Here is a 17,802-nt window from a genome sequence, read left to right on the forward strand (position 1 = left end):
GGTGTCCGGTGACCAGATCGCGAAACCGGTTCGCGTACCCACCCCCCTCCTCGCCTACGCTTGTCCCGTGACCCCCGCGGACCTCTCCCTCACCGTGCTGCGCGCCGTGCGTCGCGCGGTCGGTGACGGCGCGCTGCGCGTGGCAGACGTCCCCGCGCGGGTCGTCGTCGAGCGGCCCCGGCCCGGGGGGCGCGGGGACTGGGCGACGAACGCCGCCCTCCAGCTCGCCGGCCCCGCCGCGCTACCGCCCCGGCAGGTCGCCGAGGTCCTGCGCGAGCGGCTCCTCGACGCGCCGGGCATCGCGGCCGTCGACATCACGGGCCCCGGGTTCCTCAACCTCACGCTGCGGGCCGGCGCCCGCGCCGACGCCGATCGGCTGCTGGTACGCCGCGTCCTCGACGAGGGCCCGCGGTACGGGTACGGGGACGCCCTTGCCGGGCTTCCCCCGGAGGACGTCGCCTTCCGGCCCGCCGGCGACGGTACCGACCGGGACGCCGTCGCCCCCAGGGGTGTCGACCGGGATGCCCCCGCCCTCACTGGTGCCGACGAGGAGGCCCCCGCCCCCACCAGTACCGACGAGGAGGCCCCCGCCCCCACCCGCCTGGCCGCGGACGGCCCCGTCTCCGCCCACCTCGCCTCGGACTCCCCCGCCCCCACCCGCCTCGTCCCGGACGGCCCCGTCTCCGACCGCCCCGCCCCCGACGCCCCCGACGCCGCCGCCGGCAAGGCGACCGCCCACGCCGCCGTCGCCCGCGACCGTGCCGCCGCTCCCGCCACCGCCCGCGTCGCCGTCCTCACCGAGGCCGTCGTCGCCCTGCTCCGCTCGCAGGGCGCCCCCGCCCGCGTCACCCCCGGCGGCCGGCGGCTGCACGCCGTGCCCGCCCATTACGACGTCGACGCCGTCCTCGGCCCCGACGCCCGCCGCTGGGCCCTGCTGCGGCCCGCCGCTCACGACCGGGTCCTCGACCCCGGGCCGCTGCTGCGCCAGGTCGAGGCGCCCGGCGCGCTCTTCACCGTCCAGTACGCGCACGCCCGCGCCCGCGCGCTCGTGCGCAACGCCGCCGACCTCGGCTTCGGCGGGAGGACCGACGGAGAGACGGACGGAGCGGAGGGGGAGGTCGGCCCAGGTGACGACACCCCCGCCGCCGCCCCCCTCCTCGCCGCGCTCGCCGATCACCCCGCCGTGCTCCTCGCCGCCGCCCGGCAGCACGCGCCGGACCGGCTCGCCCGGCATCTGGAGGCCATCGCCGACGCGCTCCTGGGGTTCCAGCACACGGTGCTGCCCCGCGGGGACGAGAAACCCTCGGCCGCCCACCGCTCCCGGCTCGCCCTCGCCGAGGCCGCCGGCGCGGTGCTCGCAGGCGGCCTGTCCCTGCTCGGCATCAGCGCCCCTGAACATCTGTGAGAGCTGTGAGAGTGACATGAGCCGTTCCGCGCACCCCGCCGGGCCCCGCCACGCCGACGTCCTGCCCGAAGGGCACTACACCGCGCCCCCCGCGGACCTGAACCACCTCGACGCCAAGGTGTGGTCGCGTACCGTGCGGCGCGGCGACGACGGCGTCGTCACCGTGGGCGGGCTGCGGGTCACCGACCTGGCCGAGGAGTTCGGCACCCCCGCCTACGTCCTCGACGAGGCCGACTTCCGGGCGCGCTGCCGCGCCTGGTCGGACGCCTTCGGCGCGGACGCCGACGTGTTCTACGCCGGCAAGGCGTTCCTCTCCCGGGCCGTCGTGCGGTGGCTGACCGAGGAGGGGCTGAATCTCGACGTCTGCTCCGGCGGCGAGCTGGCCACGGCGCTCTCCGCCGGCATGCCCGCCGAGCGCATCGCCTTCCACGGCAACAACAAGACCCCCGGCGAGATCCGGCGGGCCGTCGAGGCGGGCGTCGGGCGGATCGTCCTCGACTCCTTCCAGGAGATCGCCCGCGTCGCGCACGTGGCCCGGTCCCTCGGCCGGCGCCAGCGCGTGCAGATCCGGGTGACCGTGGGCGTCGAGGCCCACACGCACGAGTTCATCGCCACCGCCCACGAGGACCAGAAGTTCGGCATCGCGCTCGCCGGCGGGCAGGCCGCGGAGGCCGTGCGCCGCGTCCTGGGACTCGACTCGCTCGAACTGGTCGGCATCCACTCGCACATCGGATCCCAGATCTTCGACATGGCCGGGTTCGAGGTCGCCGCGCGGCGCGTCGTGTCGCTGCTCGCCGCGGTGCGCGACGAGCACGGCGTCGAGCTGCCGGAGATCGACCTCGGCGGCGGCCTCGGCATCGCGTACACCCCCGACGACGACCCGCGCGAACCGCACGAGATCGCCAAGGCGCTCGGGGAGATCGTCACCCGCGAGTGCGAGGCCGCCGGGCTGGCGACACCGCGCATCTCCGTCGAGCCGGGGCGCGCCATCGTCGGCCCCACCGCGTTCACGCTGTACGAGGTCGGCACGGTCAAGGCGCTGGAGGGGCTGCGCACGTACGTCTCCGTCGACGGCGGCATGTCCGACAACATCAGGACCGCCCTGTACGACGCCGAGTACAGCGTCTCGCTCGTCTCCCGCGCCTCCGACGCCGCGCCGGTGCTCTGCCGGGTCGTCGGCAAGCACTGTGAGAGTGGCGACATCGTCGTGAAGGACGCCTTCCTCCCGGCCGACCTCGCGCCCGGGGACCTCATCGCCGTACCGGCCACCGGCGCGTACTGCCGCTCCATGGCCAGCAACTACAACCACGCTCTGCGCCCGCCCGTCGTCGCCGTCTCCGACGGTGCCGCGCGGGTGGTCGTCCGGCGCGAGACGGAGGAAGATCTCCTGCGTCTCGATGTCGGTTGATGAAATAGATGTCTCAGGATCCGGACGGGTGGGGAGAAACTCCCGTCCGGTGAGTGAGACTGGAACACCGTAGAAATACGTAGAAGGACAGGAAACGAGGTCGGATGATGCGTACGCGTCCGCTGAAGGTGGCGCTGCTGGGCTGTGGAGTGGTCGGCTCAGAGGTGGCGCGCATCATGACGACGCACGCCGACGACCTCGCCGCGCGCATCGGCGCGCCGGTCGAGCTCGCCGGCGTGGCCGTCCGCCGGCCGTCCAAGGTCCGCGAGGGCATCGACCCCGAGCTGATCACCACCGACGCGACGGCCCTGGTGAAACGGGGCGACATCGACGTCGTCGTCGAGGTCATCGGCGGGGTCGAGCCGGCCCGCACGCTCATCACCACCGCCTTCGAGCACGGGGCCTCCGTCGTCTCGGCGAACAAGGCGCTCCTCGCCCAGGACGGCGCCGCGCTGCACGCCGTCGCCGAGGAGCACGGCCGTGACCTCTACTACGAGGCCGCCGTCGCCGGTGCCATCCCGCTGATCCGCCCGCTGCGCGAGTCCCTCGCCGGCGACAAGGTCAACCGCGTCCTCGGCATCGTCAACGGCACCACGAACTTCATCCTCGACAAGATGGGCAGCTCCGGGGCCGGCTACTCCGAGGCGCTCGACGAGGCCACCGCCCTCGGGTACGCCGAGGCCGACCCGACCGCCGACGTCGAGGGCTTCGACGCCGCCGCCAAGGCCGCGATCCTCGCCGGCATCGCCTTCCACACCCGGGTGCGCCTCGACGACGTGTACCGCGAGGGGATGACCGAGGTCACCGCCGCGGACTTCGCGTCCGCGAAACGCATGGGGTGCACCATCAAGCTCCTCGCCATCTGCGAGCGCGCCGCCGACGGCGGGTCCGTCACCGCGCGCGTCCACCCGGCGATGATCCCCCTAAGCCACCCGCTCGCCTCCGTCCGCGGCGCGTACAACGCCGTGTTCGTCGAGTCCGAGGCGGCCGGGCAGCTCATGTTCTACGGTCCGGGCGCCGGCGGTTCGCCGACCGCGTCCGCCGTGCTCGGCGACCTCGTCGCCGTCTGCCGCAACCGCCTCAACGACGCGACGGGCCCCGGCGACTCCGCTTACACGCAACTGCCCGTGAGTTCCATGGGCGAGGTCGTGACGCGGTACCACATCAGCCTCGACGTGGCCGACAAGCCGGGTGTCCTCGCCCAGGTCGCGACGGTCTTCGCCGAGCACGGCGTATCCATCGACACGGTGCGCCAGCAAGGTCGACCAGACACGGACGGCGAGGCGTCCCTCGTCGTCGTCACCCACCGCGCGCCCGACGCCGCCCTCAACGGGACCGTCGAGGCGCTGCGCAAGCTCGACACCGTGCGCGGTGTCGCCAGCATCATGCGGGTTGAAGGGGAGTAGGACCCATGACCACCAAGGGCACCCACCAGTGGCGCGGCATCATCGAGGAGTACCGGGACCGCCTCCCGGTCACGGACACGACGCCCGTCGTCTCTCTCCGTGAGGGTGGCACGCCGCTCGTCCCGGCCCAGGTCCTCTCCGAGCGCACGGGCTGCGAGGTGCACCTGAAGGTCGAGGGGGCGAACCCCACCGGCTCCTTCAAGGACCGCGGCATGACCATGGCGATCACCCGCGCCAAGGAGGAGGGCGCCAAGGCGGTCATCTGCGCCTCCACCGGCAACACCTCCGCCTCCGCCGCCGCCTACGCGGTGCGCGCCGGCATGGTGTGCGCGGTCCTCGTCCCGCAGGGCAAGATCGCCCTCGGCAAGATGGGCCAGGCCCTCGTCCACGGCGCGCGGATCCTCCAGGTCGAGGGCAACTTCGACGACTGCCTGACGCTGGCCCGCGGCCTCTCCGACAACTACCCGGTCGCGCTCGTCAACTCGGTCAACCCCGTGCGGATCGAGGGTCAGAAGACCGCCGCGTTCGAGATCGTGGACATGCTCGGCGAAGCACCCGACATCCACGTCCTGCCCGTCGGCAACGCCGGCAACATCACCGCGTACTGGAAGGGGTACACCGAGTACGCCCGGGACGGCGTGGCCGGGCGCACCCCCCGGATGTGGGGCTTCCAGGCGTCCGGCTCCGCCCCGCTGGTGCGCGGGGAGGTCGTCAAGGACCCGTCGACCATCGCCACCGCGATCCGCATCGGCAACCCGGCCTCCTGGGACTTCGCGCTCGCCGCGCGCGACGAGTCGGGCGGCTTCATCGACGAGGTGACGGACCGTGAGATCCTGCGCGCCTACCGGCTGTTGGCCGCACAGGAGGGCGTCTTCGTCGAGCCGGCGTCCGCCGCGTCCGTGGCCGGCCTGCTGAAGGCCGCCGAGCAGGGCAAGGTCGACCCGGGCCAGACCATCGTCTGCACCGTCACCGGCAACGGCCTCAAGGACCCGGACTGGGCGGTCGCCGGCGCGCCGCAGCCCGTCACGGTCCCGGTCGACGCCGCCGCGGCGGCCGAGCGCCTCGGCCTGGCCTGACCCCCCGTCCCGCGGGCCCCGGCACCCGGGGTCCGCGGGCCGGTACGGCCGTCGCCGCCGCATCGCCGTACCACCGCGCAGCGCCGTACCGCCGCCGTACCGCCGCTCCGGCGGGGCACGCCGGTCGGCGCGACACGCACCGTGCGCCTCCCGTGCGCCCTATGTCGCCGCAGAACCTTCCTTCGATAGGCTGTACCGAACCCACCCCGCCGTATCGCCGCGGGTGACGACGTCGTCGGGGATTGCCGAACGGCCCTCAGGTGCGCGTACGTCTGACGGAAGACCCCGATCCCCAGCCCGTCCCATCCCCGCAGGTCACCCCCGCAGGTCCAGAGCAAGGAGAGTCAACGAGCGATGGCCGGTCCCGCGTTCCGCGCCGCCGCCGTACGGGTGCGCGTCCCCGCCACCAGCGCCAACCTCGGCCCGGGCTTCGACGCCTTCGGCCTCGCGCTGGGGCTCTACGACGACGTCGTCGTCCGGGTCGCCGACTCCGGGCTGCACGTCGACATCGCCGGTGAGGGCGCCGACACCCTCCCGCGCGACGAGAGCCACCTCCTCGTCCGCTCCCTGCGCACCGCCTTCGACCTGCTCGGCGGCCAGCCCCGCGGCCTGGAGGTCGTCTGCGCCAACCGCATCCCGCACGGGCGCGGCCTCGGCTCCTCGTCGGCCGCCATCTGCGCGGGCATCGTCGCCGCCCGCGCCGTGACCATAGGCGGTGACAGCCGGCTCGACGACGCCGCGCTGCTGGAGCTCGCCACCGAGATCGAGGGCCACCCCGACAACGTCGCCGCCTGCCTGCTGGGCGGCTTCACCCTGGCCTGGACCGAGGCCGGGGCCGCCCGCGCCGTCCGCATGGACCCCGCGCACGGCGTCGTCCCGGTGGTGTTCGTGCCCGCGAACCCCGTCCTCACCGAGACCGCCCGCGGACTGCTGCCCCGTACCGTCCCCCACGTGGACGCCGCCGCCAACGCCGGCCGTGCCGCACTGCTCGTCGAGGCCCTCACGCGCCGCCCCGAGCTGCTGCTCGCCGCCACCGAGGACCGGCTGCACCAGGAGTACCGCGCTCCGGCCATGCCGGAGAGCATCGCACTTGTGAACCGGCTGCGGGCGGACGGCATCCCCGCGGTCATCTCCGGCGCGGGCCCGACGGTCCTCGCGCTGGCCGAGGACGGCGCGGCGGACAAGGTCGCGCTGCTGGCGGGCGAGGGCTGGGCGGCCAACCGGCTCGCCCTCGACGCCGCCGGTGCGAGCGTGCTGCCGCTCGCACCGTAGGAAGGCGAGGCGCGACCCGTCGCGGCGGGGAACGCCGTACACACGGATTGCCGGTGTGGGAGAGGGGGAATGTTTGTTGGAGCCGGTAGTGTTAACCTCAAGTCTGCACCCGACGTCTTTGTGGCGCGGTGCTGCGTGTCCCCTTCAGGGACCACCATTCTTCCGGGAGCCTCCCCAACTGCCTGAGCAGCCTGCCTGAGCAGTTTCGAGCACGCTCCGGAACCGGTACGCGTCATCCCTCGCTCATCCCAGGAGAGGGCCGAGCAGGGGGTCTCGGGCCGGACCCACGCACGTGTATTTCTTCTGCCGCCGTATCCCGGCGGAACCACCGCCCCGGCACGGCCCCCACATGAGGGCCGAGGCCGGACAGCACAACCGGTCGCCGAGCCAGAAGGCCGACGTCCGCTCCAGGGAAGGACCCTTCGTGAGCGACACCACCGATCTGATGGGCGTGACTGCCGACAAGACTGTCGACGCCGCCGCGCCCGCCGCAGGTGCTGCCACTGGCACCACCTCACGGCGCCGCCGCTCCGGCACCGGCCTCGAGGGCATGGTCCTGGCCGAGCTGCAGCAGGTCGCGTCCGGCCTCGGCATCAGGGGCACCGCGCGCATGCGCAAGAGCCAGCTGATCGAGGTCATCAAGGAAGCGCAGGGCGGGGGCGGCACGGCCGCGCCCAAGGGCGCCGAGTCCGGCACCGCCGAGACCAAGCCGAAGCGCCGCGCCACCTCCCGCACCCGTACGGGTGAGGAGGGCGCCGGCAAGGCCGTCGACAAGGCCGAGGCCGCGGGGAGCGCCGCGCAGGCCACCGACGGCGCCGCCAAGGCGGCGAAGGTCGACAAGGCCGAGAAGGCCGTCGCCCAGCAGCAGATCGAGATCCCCGGCCAGCCGTCGCCCAAGCACGCGGGCGCGGCGGAGCAGGGCCAGGCCGTCGACGAGGCCGCGGGCGACCGCCGCCGTCGCCGTGCGACCGCCCCCGCCGGCAGCCCCACCGCCGAGGCCGAGGCCCGCGGCGAAGCGCGTGGCGAGGTCCGGACGGACGTCCGCACCGAGGTCCGCCCCGAGGGCCAGGAGGCCCGTACGGCCGAGTCCGCCGCCGACACCGCCGAGGGCGGCCGCCGTGACCGGCGCGACCGCCGCGACCGTGACCGCGGCGAGCGCGGCGAGCGGGGCGACCGGCAGCGCGACCGCCGCGACCGCGGCGGCAAGGGCGACGACCAGCAGGGCGGCGGCCAGCGCCAGCAGCGCCAGGGCGGCCAGCAGGGCCAGGCCGGCCCGCAGGACGACTTCGACGACGAGGGCGGCCGCCGCGGCCGCCGGGGCCGGTACCGCGACCGCCGTGGCCGTCGCGGCCGCGAGGACTTCGCGACCGGCGAGCCGCAGGTCTCCGACGACGACGTCCTGATCCCCGTCGCGGGCATCCTCGACATCCTCGACAACTACGCGTTCATCCGGACCTCCGGCTACCTGCCGGGTCCGAACGACGTGTACGTCTCCCTCGCCCAGGTCCGCAAGAACGGCCTGCGCAAGGGCGACCACGTCACGGGTGCCGTGCGCCAGCCGAAGGAGGGCGAGCGCCGCGAGAAGTTCAACGCGCTGGTCCGCCTCGACTCGGCCAACGGCATGGCCGCCGACTCCGGCCGCGGCCGTCCCGAGTTCAACAAGCTGACGCCGCTGTACCCGCAGGACCGCCTGCGCCTGGAGACCGACCCGGGCGTGCTGACCACGCGGATCATCGACCTCGTGTCGCCGATCGGCAAGGGCCAGCGCGGCCTGATCGTGGCCCCGCCGAAGACCGGCAAGACCATGATCATGCAGGCGATCGCCAACGCGATCACCGTGAACAACCCCGAGTGCCACCTGATGGTCGTCCTGGTCGACGAGCGTCCGGAAGAGGTCACCGACATGCAGCGGTCGGTGAAGGGCGAGGTCATCTCCTCGACCTTCGACCGCCCCGCCGAGGACCACACCACCGTCGCGGAGCTCGCCATCGAGCGCGCCAAGCGCCTGGTGGAGCTGGGCCACGACGTGGTCGTCCTGCTCGACTCGATCACCCGCCTGGGCCGCGCGTACAACCTCGCGGCGCCGGCCTCCGGCCGCATCCTGTCCGGTGGTGTCGACTCGACCGCGCTCTACCCGCCGAAGCGCTTCTTCGGCGCGGCGCGCAACATCGAGGACGGCGGCTCGCTGACCATCCTGGCCACCGCGCTGGTCGACACCGGCTCGCGCATGGACGAGGTGATCTTCGAGGAGTTCAAGGGCACCGGCAACATGGAGCTCAAGCTCGACCGGAAGCTCGCCGACAAGCGCATCTTCCCGGCCGTCGACGTCGACGCGTCCGGTACGCGCAAGGAGGAGATCCTGCTCGGCAGCGAGGAGCTCGCCATCGTCTGGAAGCTGCGCCGGGTGCTGCACGCGCTCGACCAGCAGCAGGCGATCGAGCTGCTGCTGGACAAGATGAAGCAGACGAAGTCGAACGCCGAGTTCCTGCTGCAGATCCAGAAGACGACGCCGTCGTCGGGCAACAACGACTGACGCCGGCACCGCCCGGATCCCCGCAACCGCCCTCCGGTCACCTCGGTGACCGGAGGGCGGTTGCGCGTTGTACGATCAGCGCGTCGTAGTGGGGGGGAACGTATTGGCGAATACGCCCACTGAGTAGGCGGAGCCTTGCCCTGAAGCGCCGGGCGGCTCCGCACCGTCGTGTGGCCGGCCGGTACCCACCGCCGACGCGTTTTCGGTGACTCGGCTCCTCCCTGCACACTCGAGAGGAGTTCTGAGTGACATCTGCCCAGCGGAGGGCGCGTACCGCCCTCCCCGCGGCCGCCGCCGCGCTCGCCCTCGGCGGCGCGCTGCTCGGTGCCGCGCCCGCCCAGGCGTCCGACGTGACCCCCCGGCCGGCCAAGCCGACCGCCCGGAGCGCCGAGGGCCCCTCCGAGGCCGACCTGCTGGGTCGCGTCGAGGGCTCGATCGCCGACCTCAAGGACGGCGAGGCCGACACCGCCCCCGAGCGGAAGCAGGAGCCCGCGCAGGACGGCGGCTCCGGCGTCAAGGAGTCGTACATCATCGGTGGCAGCCAGGCCACCATCACCGAGGCCCCGTGGATGGTGCAGCTGCACTACTTCGACGACAAGGGCACGGCGACCGAGGACGACGACGAGGGCTTCTTCTGCGGCGGCTCCCTGGTCGCCCCCAACAAGGTCCTCACCGCCGCGCACTGCGTGTACGGCCTGGACTGGGCGACGAACGGCGCGGTCATCGCCGGCACCGGCGAGATGGCCACGGCCACGGCCGACGGCCTGGACCTGCACGGCGGCCGCATCACGGGCGTCGAGCGCCAGTGGATGAGCCCCACGTACGACGACGCCTCCCTGACCGGCGGCGACGTCGCCGTGCTCACCCTCTTCGAGGCGATGCCGTACAAGACGCTCCAGCTCACGCAGAGCGGCGACACGGCGTCGTACAAGGAAGGCACCTCCGCCACCGTCTACGGCTGGGGCCGCACCAGCTCCACCAGCCAGGACGGCTCGCAGACGCTGAAGAAGGCCGTCGTCCCGATGCGGTCCGACGCCTCCTGCACGTCGTACTACGGCGGCGAGTTCGTCGCGGGCCAGATGGCCTGCGCGGGCAACCCCGCCACCGGCCAGGACGCCGGCACGGTCTCCCCGTGCAACGGCGACTCCGGCGGCCCGCTCGTCGTCGGCGGCCGCGTGGCCGGCGTCGTCTCGTGGGGCGTCCAGGACTGCGTCGCGTCGGGCGCCTACAGCGTCTACGCGAAGTCCAGCACGTACGTCGGCCAGGTCAACGCGCGGATCGACGACACGGACCTCGACTTCGACGGCCGCGCCGACCTCTTCGCCCGCACCAGCGGCGGCGAGGGGTGGCAGTACTACTCCCGCGGCACCACCCTGGGAGGCCGGGTCTCCCTCGGCGACTTCAGCGCCTACAATCTGGTCCGCCAGGCCGACCTCAACCGGGACGGCTACCAGGGCTACCTGTACCGCACCACGGGCGGCGTCCTGAAGGGCATCGACTTCAACGGCGACGACGGCTACACCGAGTACACCATCGGCTCCGGCTGGGGCGCGATGAAGAACGTCCTCCTCCCCGGGGACCTCTCCGGTGACGGCCTGCCCGACCTGGTCGCGCAGGACACCCAGGGCTACCTGTGGCTCTACCCGGGCCTGGGCAACGGCCGGTTCGGCGCCCGCGTCAGCGTGGGCTCCGGCTGGGGCGTCATGACGATCACCGGCAAGGGCGACTACACCGGTGACGGCAAGGCCGACATGCTGGCCCGCGACACCTCCGGCCGTCTGTGGCTGTACCCGGGTCGCGGCACCGCCTCGGCGCCGTTCACCGCCCGCGTCCTCGCCGGCACGAGCGGCTGGAACTTCACCGCGTACGTCGGCACCGGCGACATGAGCGGCGACGGCAGGGCCGACCTGCTGGTCCGCGACTCGGCGGGCGTGCTGTGGTTCTACCCCGGCCGCGGCTCCGCGACGGCGCCGTTCGGCACCCGCGTGAAGGTCGGCTCCGGCTGGAACGCGTTCAACCTCTTCGGCTGACCGCAGCCGCCCGTCACGGCCGCCCCGGCGCCCCACGGGCCGCCGGGGCGGCCGTGACCGGCCCGGAGCGCCCCGTGCCCGCCGTGCCCCCGCACGGCGGGCACACGCGTCCCCGGACGGCCGACGCGAGCCTGTGCAACCCTTTCCGGCCCTCCGCCGTCTGACCGGGTGCCCGTCACCCGTCAGGACGACCCTCGGGGGCCGGACGGGCCCGAGGGAGAGCTGAGGAGACCATGGGCGAGCAGGACACGGACGGTCGAATACCGGACGGCGCACGCGGGCGCGGGGAGCCCCGAGCGAGACGCGGGCTGACCGTGCTCGCGTGGTCGCTCGCGGGACTGGTGGTGCTCGGCGGGGGCGGCTTCGCACTGGCCTACGCCCAGCTCGACGGCAACATCGAGAGCGTCGACATCAACACCCAGCTCGGCGGCGACCGGCCGAAGGACGTCGACGACGGCTCCATGGACATCCTGGTCCTCGGCTCCGACTCCCGCTCCGGCGCGAACGCCGCGTACGGCCGCGACGAGGGCGCCGCCCGCTCCGACACGGCGATGATCGTCCACCTCTACGAGGGCCACGAGAAGGCGAGCGTCGTCTCCATCCCGCGCGACACGCTCGTCACCCGCCCCGAGTGCACCGCCCGCGACGGCCGCGAGCTGCCCGCCCAGTACCGCGCGATGTTCAACACCGCCTACGAGGTCGGCGGCCCCGCCTGCGCCGTGAAGACCGTCGAGCGGCTGTCCGGCATCCGCATGGACCACTACGTCGAGGTCGACTTCACCGGCTTCAAGGAGCTCATCGACGAACTCGGCGGCGTCCGCGTCACCACCACGCGGCCCATCAGGGACGGCAGCAGCCACCTCGACCTCGCCGCCGGCACCCACACCCTCGACGGCGAGCAGGCCCTCGGCCTGGTCCGCACCCGCAAGGGCGTCGGCGACCAGAGCGACCTCGGCCGCATCCAGCTCCAGCAGTCCTTCATCAAGGCCTTCATCGAGCAGGTCAAGCGCGTCGGCGTGCTCACCAGCCCGCAGAAGCTGTGGAGCGTCGCCGACACCGCCACCCGCGCGATCACCCCCGACAGCGAGCTCGACTCCGTCAGGGAGCTCGCCGACTTCGCGGGCGGCCTGGCCGGTCTCGGCGCCGAGGACGTCCACATGATCACGCTTCCGGTGCGGTACGACCCGGTCGACCCCAACCGCGTCGTCCCCCTCGACGCACAGGCCCAGCAGGTGTGGAACGCCCTGCGCGAGGACGAGCCCGTCCCGGCCACTGCCACCGCGGACACCGCCACCGGCCAGGCGGCGGACGTCGTCCGCCAGGCCCGCCCGTAGCTCCGCCGGGCCCGCCCGTGGCTCCGCCGGGCCCGCCCGTGGCTCCGCCGGGCCCGCCCGCCGCTGCGCCGGGGCCCGCCCGCAGGGGGTGTCCCGGGGGGTGTCCCGGCGGTCGGGGCCGGTGCGCCGGCCCCGGGGAATACCTGGCCCCCCACCCCGGTTTTGGGAGATACGGCCGGTCCTGGCAGACTGGTACGTCGGCCCCGGTTCACGCATCCGCATCCCGCGCCTGCGACCCGGAGCCCTCCCGAAACTAGGAGACACCTTGAAGCGCGACATCCACCCCGAGTACGTCGAGACCCAGGTCAGCTGCACCTGTGGCGCGTCGTTCACCACCCGCAGCACGATCGACGGCGGCGCCATCCGTGCCGAGGTCTGCTCCGAGTGCCACCCGTTCTACACGGGCAAGCAGAAGATCCTCGACACCGGTGGCCGCGTGGCCCGCTTCGAGGCCCGCTTCGGCAAGAAGGCTGCCGGCTCCACCAAGTAGCGAGCCACAGCGCCGGTCTCCGTCCGCCCCGCGTCCCGGGGCGGCCGGGACCGGCGCTTTGCCGTCTTCCACAGCAGCCCTTCAGCGATACCAGGAGCACCCGATGTTCGAGGCGGTCGAGGAACTGGTCGGCGAGCACGCCGACCTGGAGAAGAAGCTTGCCGACCCTTCGGTCCACGCCGACCAGGCCAACGCCCGCAAGCTCAACAAGCGCTACGCCGAGCTCACCCCGATCGTCGGCACGTACCGCTCCTGGAAGCAGACCGGCGAGGACATCGAGACCGCGCGCGAGTACGCCGCCGCCGACCCCGACTTCGTCGCCGAGGTCAAGGAGCTGGAGAAGCAGCGCGAGGAGCTGACCGAGAGGCTGCGGCTGCTGCTCGTCCCGCGCGACCCCAGCGACGACAAGGACGTCATCCTGGAGATCAAGGCGGGCGCGGGCGGCGACGAGTCCGCCCTCTTCGCCGGCGACCTGCTGCGCATGTACCTGCGGTACGCCGAGCGCGTCGGCTGGAAGACCGAGATCATCGACGCGACCGAGTCCGAGCTGGGCGGCTACAAGGACGTCCAGGTCGCCGTGAAGACCAAGGGCGGCAACGGCGCCACCGAGCCCGGCCAGGGCGTCTGGGCGCGGCTGAAGTACGAGGGCGGGGTGCACCGCGTGCAGCGCGTGCCCGCCACCGAGTCGCAGGGTCGCATCCACACCTCCGCCGCCGGCGTCCTCGTGACGCCCGAGGCCGAGGAGATCGAGGTCGAGATCCACGCCAACGACCTGCGCATCGACGTCTACCGGTCCTCCGGGCCCGGCGGCCAGTCCGTCAACACCACCGACTCCGCCGTCCGCATCACACACCTGCCGACCGGCATCGTCGCCTCCTGCCAGAACGAGAAGAGCCAGCTCCAGAACAAGGAGCAGGCCATGCGCATCCTGCGGTCCCGGCTGCTCGCCGCCGCGCAGGAGGAGGCCGAGAAGAACGCCGCCGACGCGCGCCGCAGCCAGGTGCGCACCGTCGACCGTTCCGAGAAGATCCGGACGTACAACTTCCCGGAAAACCGGATCTCGGACCACCGGGTCGGCTTCAAGGCGTACAACTTGGACCAGGTGCTCGACGGGGAGCTCGACGCGGTGATCCAGGCGTGTGTCGACGCCGACTCCGCCGCGAAGCTCGCCGCCGCCCAGTAACCCCACACCCGCACACCCGCTCAGCCCGGAGGACCAGCGTGCAGCAACATTTTGGGGGGCGACCCCCAAGCCCCCGCAGTGTGCTGCTTGCCGAGGTGGCCCAGGCCACCCAGCGGCTGGCCGACGCCGGCGTGCCCTCACCGCGCTTCGACGCCGAGGAGCTCGCCGCGTTCGTCCACGGCGTCAAGCGGGGGGAGCTCCACAACGTCAAGGACGCCGACTTCGACGCCCGCTACTGGGAGACCGTCGCCCGCCGCGAGGCCCGCGAGCCGCTCCAGCACATCACCGGGCGCGCGTTCTTCCGGTACCTGGAGCTCCAGGTCGGCCCGGGCGTCTTCGTGCCGCGCCCGGAGACCGAGTCCGTCGTCGGCTGGGCGATAGACGCCGTACGGGCCATGGACGTCGTCGAGCCGCTCATCGTCGACCTGTGCTCCGGCTCCGGCGCCATCGCGCTCGCCATGGCCCAGGAGGTGCCGCGCTCCCGCGTGCACGCCGTGGAGCTGTCGGAGGACGCCCTGGTGTGGACCCGGCGCAACGCCGAGGGCAGCAGGGTCACCGTGCACCACGGCGACGCGCTGACGGCCCTCCCGGAGCTGGACGGCCAGGTCGACCTGGTCATCTCCAACCCGCCGTACATCCCGCTCACCGAGTGGGAGTACGTGGCGCCCGAGGCCCGCGACCACGACCCCGACATGGCCCTGTTCTCCGGCGAGGACGGCCTCGACGTCATCCGCGGGATCGAGCGCACCGCGCACCGGCTGCTGCGGCCGGGCGGTCTCGTCGTCATCGAGCACGCCGACACGCAGGGCGGCCAGGTGCCGTGGATCTTCAACGAGGAGGCCGGCTGGTCGGATGCCGCCGACCACCCCGACCTCAACAACCGCCCCCGTTTCGCGACCGCCCGCAAGGCGCTGCCGTGACCGCGCGGACCGCGGGGCCGGGGAACAACCGAGTGACCATGAACAGGGAGGCCCGCTGATGGCACGGCGATACGACTGCAACGACGCGACCGACCGCACGACGGGCCTGCGCGAGGCCGCGTCCGCCGTCCGCCGCGGCGAGCTCGTCGTGCTGCCGACGGACACCGTCTACGGCATCGGCGCGGACGCCTTCAGCCCGGAGGCGGTCGCGGACCTGCTGGACGCCAAGGGCCGCGGCAGGAACATGCCCACGCCCGTCCTCATCGGCTCGCCGAACACCCTGCACGGCCTGGTCACCGACTTCTCCGAGCAGGCGTGGGAGCTCGTCGACGCGTTCTGGCCGGGCGCCCTGACGCTGGTCGCCCGGCACCAGCCGTCCCTCCAGTGGGACCTCGGCGACACGCGCGGCACGGTCGCCATCCGGATGCCGCTGCACCCGGTGGCCATCGAGCTGCTCACCGAGGTCGGCCCCATGGCCGTCTCCTCCGCCAACCTCACCGGCCACCCGGCCCCCGAGGACTGCGACGCCGCGCAGGGCATGCTCGGCGACTCCGTCTCGGTCTACCTGGACGGCGGCCCGACCCCCGGCATCGTCCCGTCCTCCATCGTCGACGTCACGCGGGACGTGCCCGTCCTGCTGCGCGCCGGCGCCCTCTCCGCGGACGAGCTGCGCAAGGTCGTGCCCGACCTCGAGGTGGCCAATTGACGGCCCCTGAGGGGCGTGGCATAGGCACGGCGAGTACGTTCCGCATCCTCCACGTCAGCACCGGCAACGTGTGCCGCTCGCCGATCACCGAGCGGCTGACCCGGCATGCCCTGTGCGACCGCCTGGGCGACCCCCTGGGCGGCGGGCTCCTCGTGGAGAGCGCGGGTACGTGGGGGCACGAGGGCGCCCCGATGGAGGCGAACGCCGAGACGGTCCTCGCCGACTTCGGCGCCGACGCGAGCGGCTTCGTGGGCCGCGAGCTGATCGACGAGCACGTCATCCGCGCCGACCTGGTCCTCACGGCGACGCGCGACCACCGCGCCCAGGTCATCTCGATGGGCCACAGCGCGGGACTGCGCACCTTCACCCTGAAGGAGTTCACCCGCCTCGTCCGGGCCATAGACGCCACGACCCTGCCGGACCCGGAGTCCGACGGGGTGGTCGCGCGCGCCCACGCGCTGGTCCAGGCGGCGGCCGCGCTGCGCGGCTGGCTGCTGGCACCCAGCGCCGAGGCGGACGAGGTGAACGACCCGTACGGCGCGCCGATCACGTTCTTCCGCTCGGTCGGCGACGAGATCAACCAGGCGCTGGACCCGGTGGTCACCGCGCTGACGGGCGTCCCGGCCCGTCGCTGAGGCGCGCGCCGTCCACGGGCGGGGCGCGGCGGCCGGGCCTACAGTGGAGGGGACACGGGGCCCGTCCGCGCCTGGAGCGCCGTAAGCGCCTGGAGCCACTGATGCCGCTCACCGCCGGAGCCGACGACGCGCTGCGGGACGCCCCGGTGCCGGACGCCGAGGCGCTGCGGCGGCAGGACCCGCAGATCGCCGACGTCCTGGACGGGGAGGCCCGCCGGCAGGGCGACTGCCTCCAGCTGATCGCCGCGGAGAACTTCACCTCGCCCGCCGTGCTCGCCGCCCTGGGCTCGCGGCTCGCCAACAAGTACGCCGAGGGCTACCCGGGCAGGCGCTACCACGGCGGGTGCGAGTACGCCGACGCCGCCGAGCGGATCGCCGTCGAGCGGGCCAGGGCGCTGTTCGGCGCCGACCACGCCAACGTGCAGCCGCACTCGGGATCCTCCGCCGTCCTCGCGGCGTACGCGGCCCTCCTGCGCCCCGGCGACACCGTCCTCGCCATGGGGCTCGGCCACGGCGGCCACCTGACGCACGGGTCGCCGACGAACTTCTCCGGCCGCTGGTTCGACTTCGTCCCGTACGGCGTCCACGCGGAGAGCGGGCTCGTCGACCTCGACGAGGTGCGCGCCCTCGCCCGCCGCCACCGGCCCAAGGCCGTCGTGTGCGGCTCGATCTCCTACCCCCGCCACCTCGACCACGCCGCGTTCCGCGCCATCGCCGACGAGGTCGGCGCGGCGCTCATCGTGGACGCCTCCCACCCGATGGGGCTGGTCGCGGGGGGAGCGGCGCCGAACCCCGTCCCGTACGCCGACGTCGTCTGCGCCACCACGCACAAGGTGCTGCGGGGCCCGCGCGGCGGCATGCTGCTGTGCGGGGCGGAGCTCGCCGAGCGGATCGACCGGGCGGTGTTCCCGTTCACGCAGGGCGGCGCGCAGATGCACACCATCGCCGCCAAGGCGGTCGCCTTCGGGGAGGCGGCCACCCCGGCCTTCGCCGCGTACGCGCACCAGGTGGTGGCCAACGCCCGCGTGCTGGCGGGGGAGTTGGCCCTGCGCGGGCTGCCGGTGACCACCGGGGGGACGGACACGCACCTGGTGACCGCGGACCCGGGGCCGCTCGGCGTCGACGGCCGTACCGCGCGCACCCGGCTCGCGGTGGCCGGGATCGTCCTGGACACGTGCGCGCTGCCGTACGGCGCGGGCCGCGGCCTGCGCCTGGGCACGGCCGCGGTGACGACGCAGGGGATGGGCGCCGCCGAGATGGAGACGGTCGCCACGCTCTTCGCCGAGGCCCTCGGCTCGGACGCCGCGGCCCGTGCCGTACGTCCCCGGACGCGTGAACTCGCCGGGCGTTTTCCACCGTATCGGGGGTAGACGCGGGCTCCGGGAACCGTGCGCGGCCCCCACG

The 17,802-nt window shown here is 73.6% G+C and carries 14 protein-coding genes; all 14 read left to right on the top strand.

What is annotated here, in order from left to right:
* The first annotated feature begins 67 nt into the window (after positions 1-67).
* The 14 genes from nrtL to NRO40_RS20645 all read left to right on the top strand — a co-directional run bounded on the left by nrtL (position 68) and on the right by NRO40_RS20645 (position 17,768).
* A complete protein-coding gene (gene nrtL / locus NRO40_RS20580) occupies positions 68-1,405 on the top strand; it encodes an ArgS-related anticodon-binding protein NrtL (protein WP_058943709.1) in 1,338 nt (445 codons plus the stop codon).
* 16 nt (positions 1,406-1,421) lie between these two features.
* The gene (lysA, locus tag NRO40_RS20585; RefSeq protein ID WP_058943710.1) at positions 1,422-2,813 is read left to right on the top strand and encodes a diaminopimelate decarboxylase; all 1,392 of its coding nucleotides are present in this window, start codon (positions 1,422-1,424) and stop codon (positions 2,811-2,813) included.
* A gap of 107 nt (positions 2,814-2,920) precedes the next feature.
* Entirely contained in the window at positions 2,921-4,219 is a 1,299-nt protein-coding gene (locus tag NRO40_RS20590) for a homoserine dehydrogenase (protein WP_058943734.1), read from the top strand.
* 5 nt (positions 4,220-4,224) lie between these two features.
* Positions 4,225-5,295, top strand: coding sequence for a threonine synthase (gene thrC, locus NRO40_RS20595; protein WP_058943711.1), 1,071 nt, complete (start codon positions 4,225-4,227; stop codon positions 5,293-5,295).
* Between the two features lie 354 nt (positions 5,296-5,649).
* Positions 5,650-6,567, top strand: a complete 918-nt coding sequence (thrB, locus tag NRO40_RS20600; RefSeq protein ID WP_058943712.1) for a homoserine kinase — start codon at positions 5,650-5,652, stop codon at positions 6,565-6,567.
* 424 nt (positions 6,568-6,991) lie between these two features.
* Complete coding sequence (gene rho / locus NRO40_RS20605; RefSeq protein WP_058943735.1) at positions 6,992-9,100, top strand: transcription termination factor Rho; 2,109 nt, start codon at positions 6,992-6,994, stop codon at positions 9,098-9,100.
* 245 nt (positions 9,101-9,345) lie between these two features.
* The gene (locus NRO40_RS20610) at positions 9,346-11,130 is read left to right on the top strand and encodes a trypsin-like serine protease (protein ID WP_058943713.1); all 1,785 of its coding nucleotides are present in this window, start codon (positions 9,346-9,348) and stop codon (positions 11,128-11,130) included.
* A gap of 233 nt (positions 11,131-11,363) precedes the next feature.
* Positions 11,364-12,464: an LCP family protein gene (locus tag NRO40_RS20615; protein ID WP_079047300.1), complete on the top strand. Its 1,101-nt coding sequence runs from the start codon at positions 11,364-11,366 to the stop codon at positions 12,462-12,464.
* Positions 12,465-12,729: 265 nt separating this feature from the next.
* Positions 12,730-12,954, top strand: coding sequence for a 50S ribosomal protein L31 (gene rpmE, locus NRO40_RS20620; protein ID WP_058943714.1), 225 nt, complete (start codon positions 12,730-12,732; stop codon positions 12,952-12,954).
* 103 nt (positions 12,955-13,057) lie between these two features.
* The gene (gene prfA, locus NRO40_RS20625; protein WP_058943715.1) at positions 13,058-14,137 is read left to right on the top strand and encodes a peptide chain release factor 1; all 1,080 of its coding nucleotides are present in this window, start codon (positions 13,058-13,060) and stop codon (positions 14,135-14,137) included.
* 38 nt (positions 14,138-14,175) lie between these two features.
* Complete coding sequence (gene prmC / locus NRO40_RS20630) at positions 14,176-15,057, top strand: peptide chain release factor N(5)-glutamine methyltransferase (RefSeq protein WP_198549412.1); 882 nt, start codon at positions 14,176-14,178, stop codon at positions 15,055-15,057.
* A 58-nt stretch (positions 15,058-15,115) separates the two neighbouring features.
* A complete protein-coding gene (locus tag NRO40_RS20635) occupies positions 15,116-15,763 on the top strand; it encodes an L-threonylcarbamoyladenylate synthase (RefSeq protein WP_058943717.1) in 648 nt (215 codons plus the stop codon).
* A complete protein-coding gene (locus NRO40_RS20640; protein WP_058943718.1) occupies positions 15,760-16,398 on the top strand; it encodes an arsenate reductase/protein-tyrosine-phosphatase family protein in 639 nt (212 codons plus the stop codon). The genes NRO40_RS20635 and NRO40_RS20640 overlap by 4 nt, the downstream gene beginning before the upstream one ends.
* A gap of 101 nt (positions 16,399-16,499) precedes the next feature.
* On the top strand, positions 16,500-17,768 hold the full coding sequence (locus tag NRO40_RS20645; RefSeq protein ID WP_058943719.1) for a serine hydroxymethyltransferase: 1,269 nt from the start codon (positions 16,500-16,502) through the stop codon (positions 17,766-17,768).
* The last annotated feature ends 34 nt before the right edge of the window (positions 17,769-17,802 follow it).

It is taken from the genome of Streptomyces changanensis (genome assembly GCF_024600715.1).
GTDB classification, from domain to species: domain Bacteria; phylum Actinomycetota; class Actinomycetes; order Streptomycetales; family Streptomycetaceae; genus Streptomyces; species Streptomyces changanensis.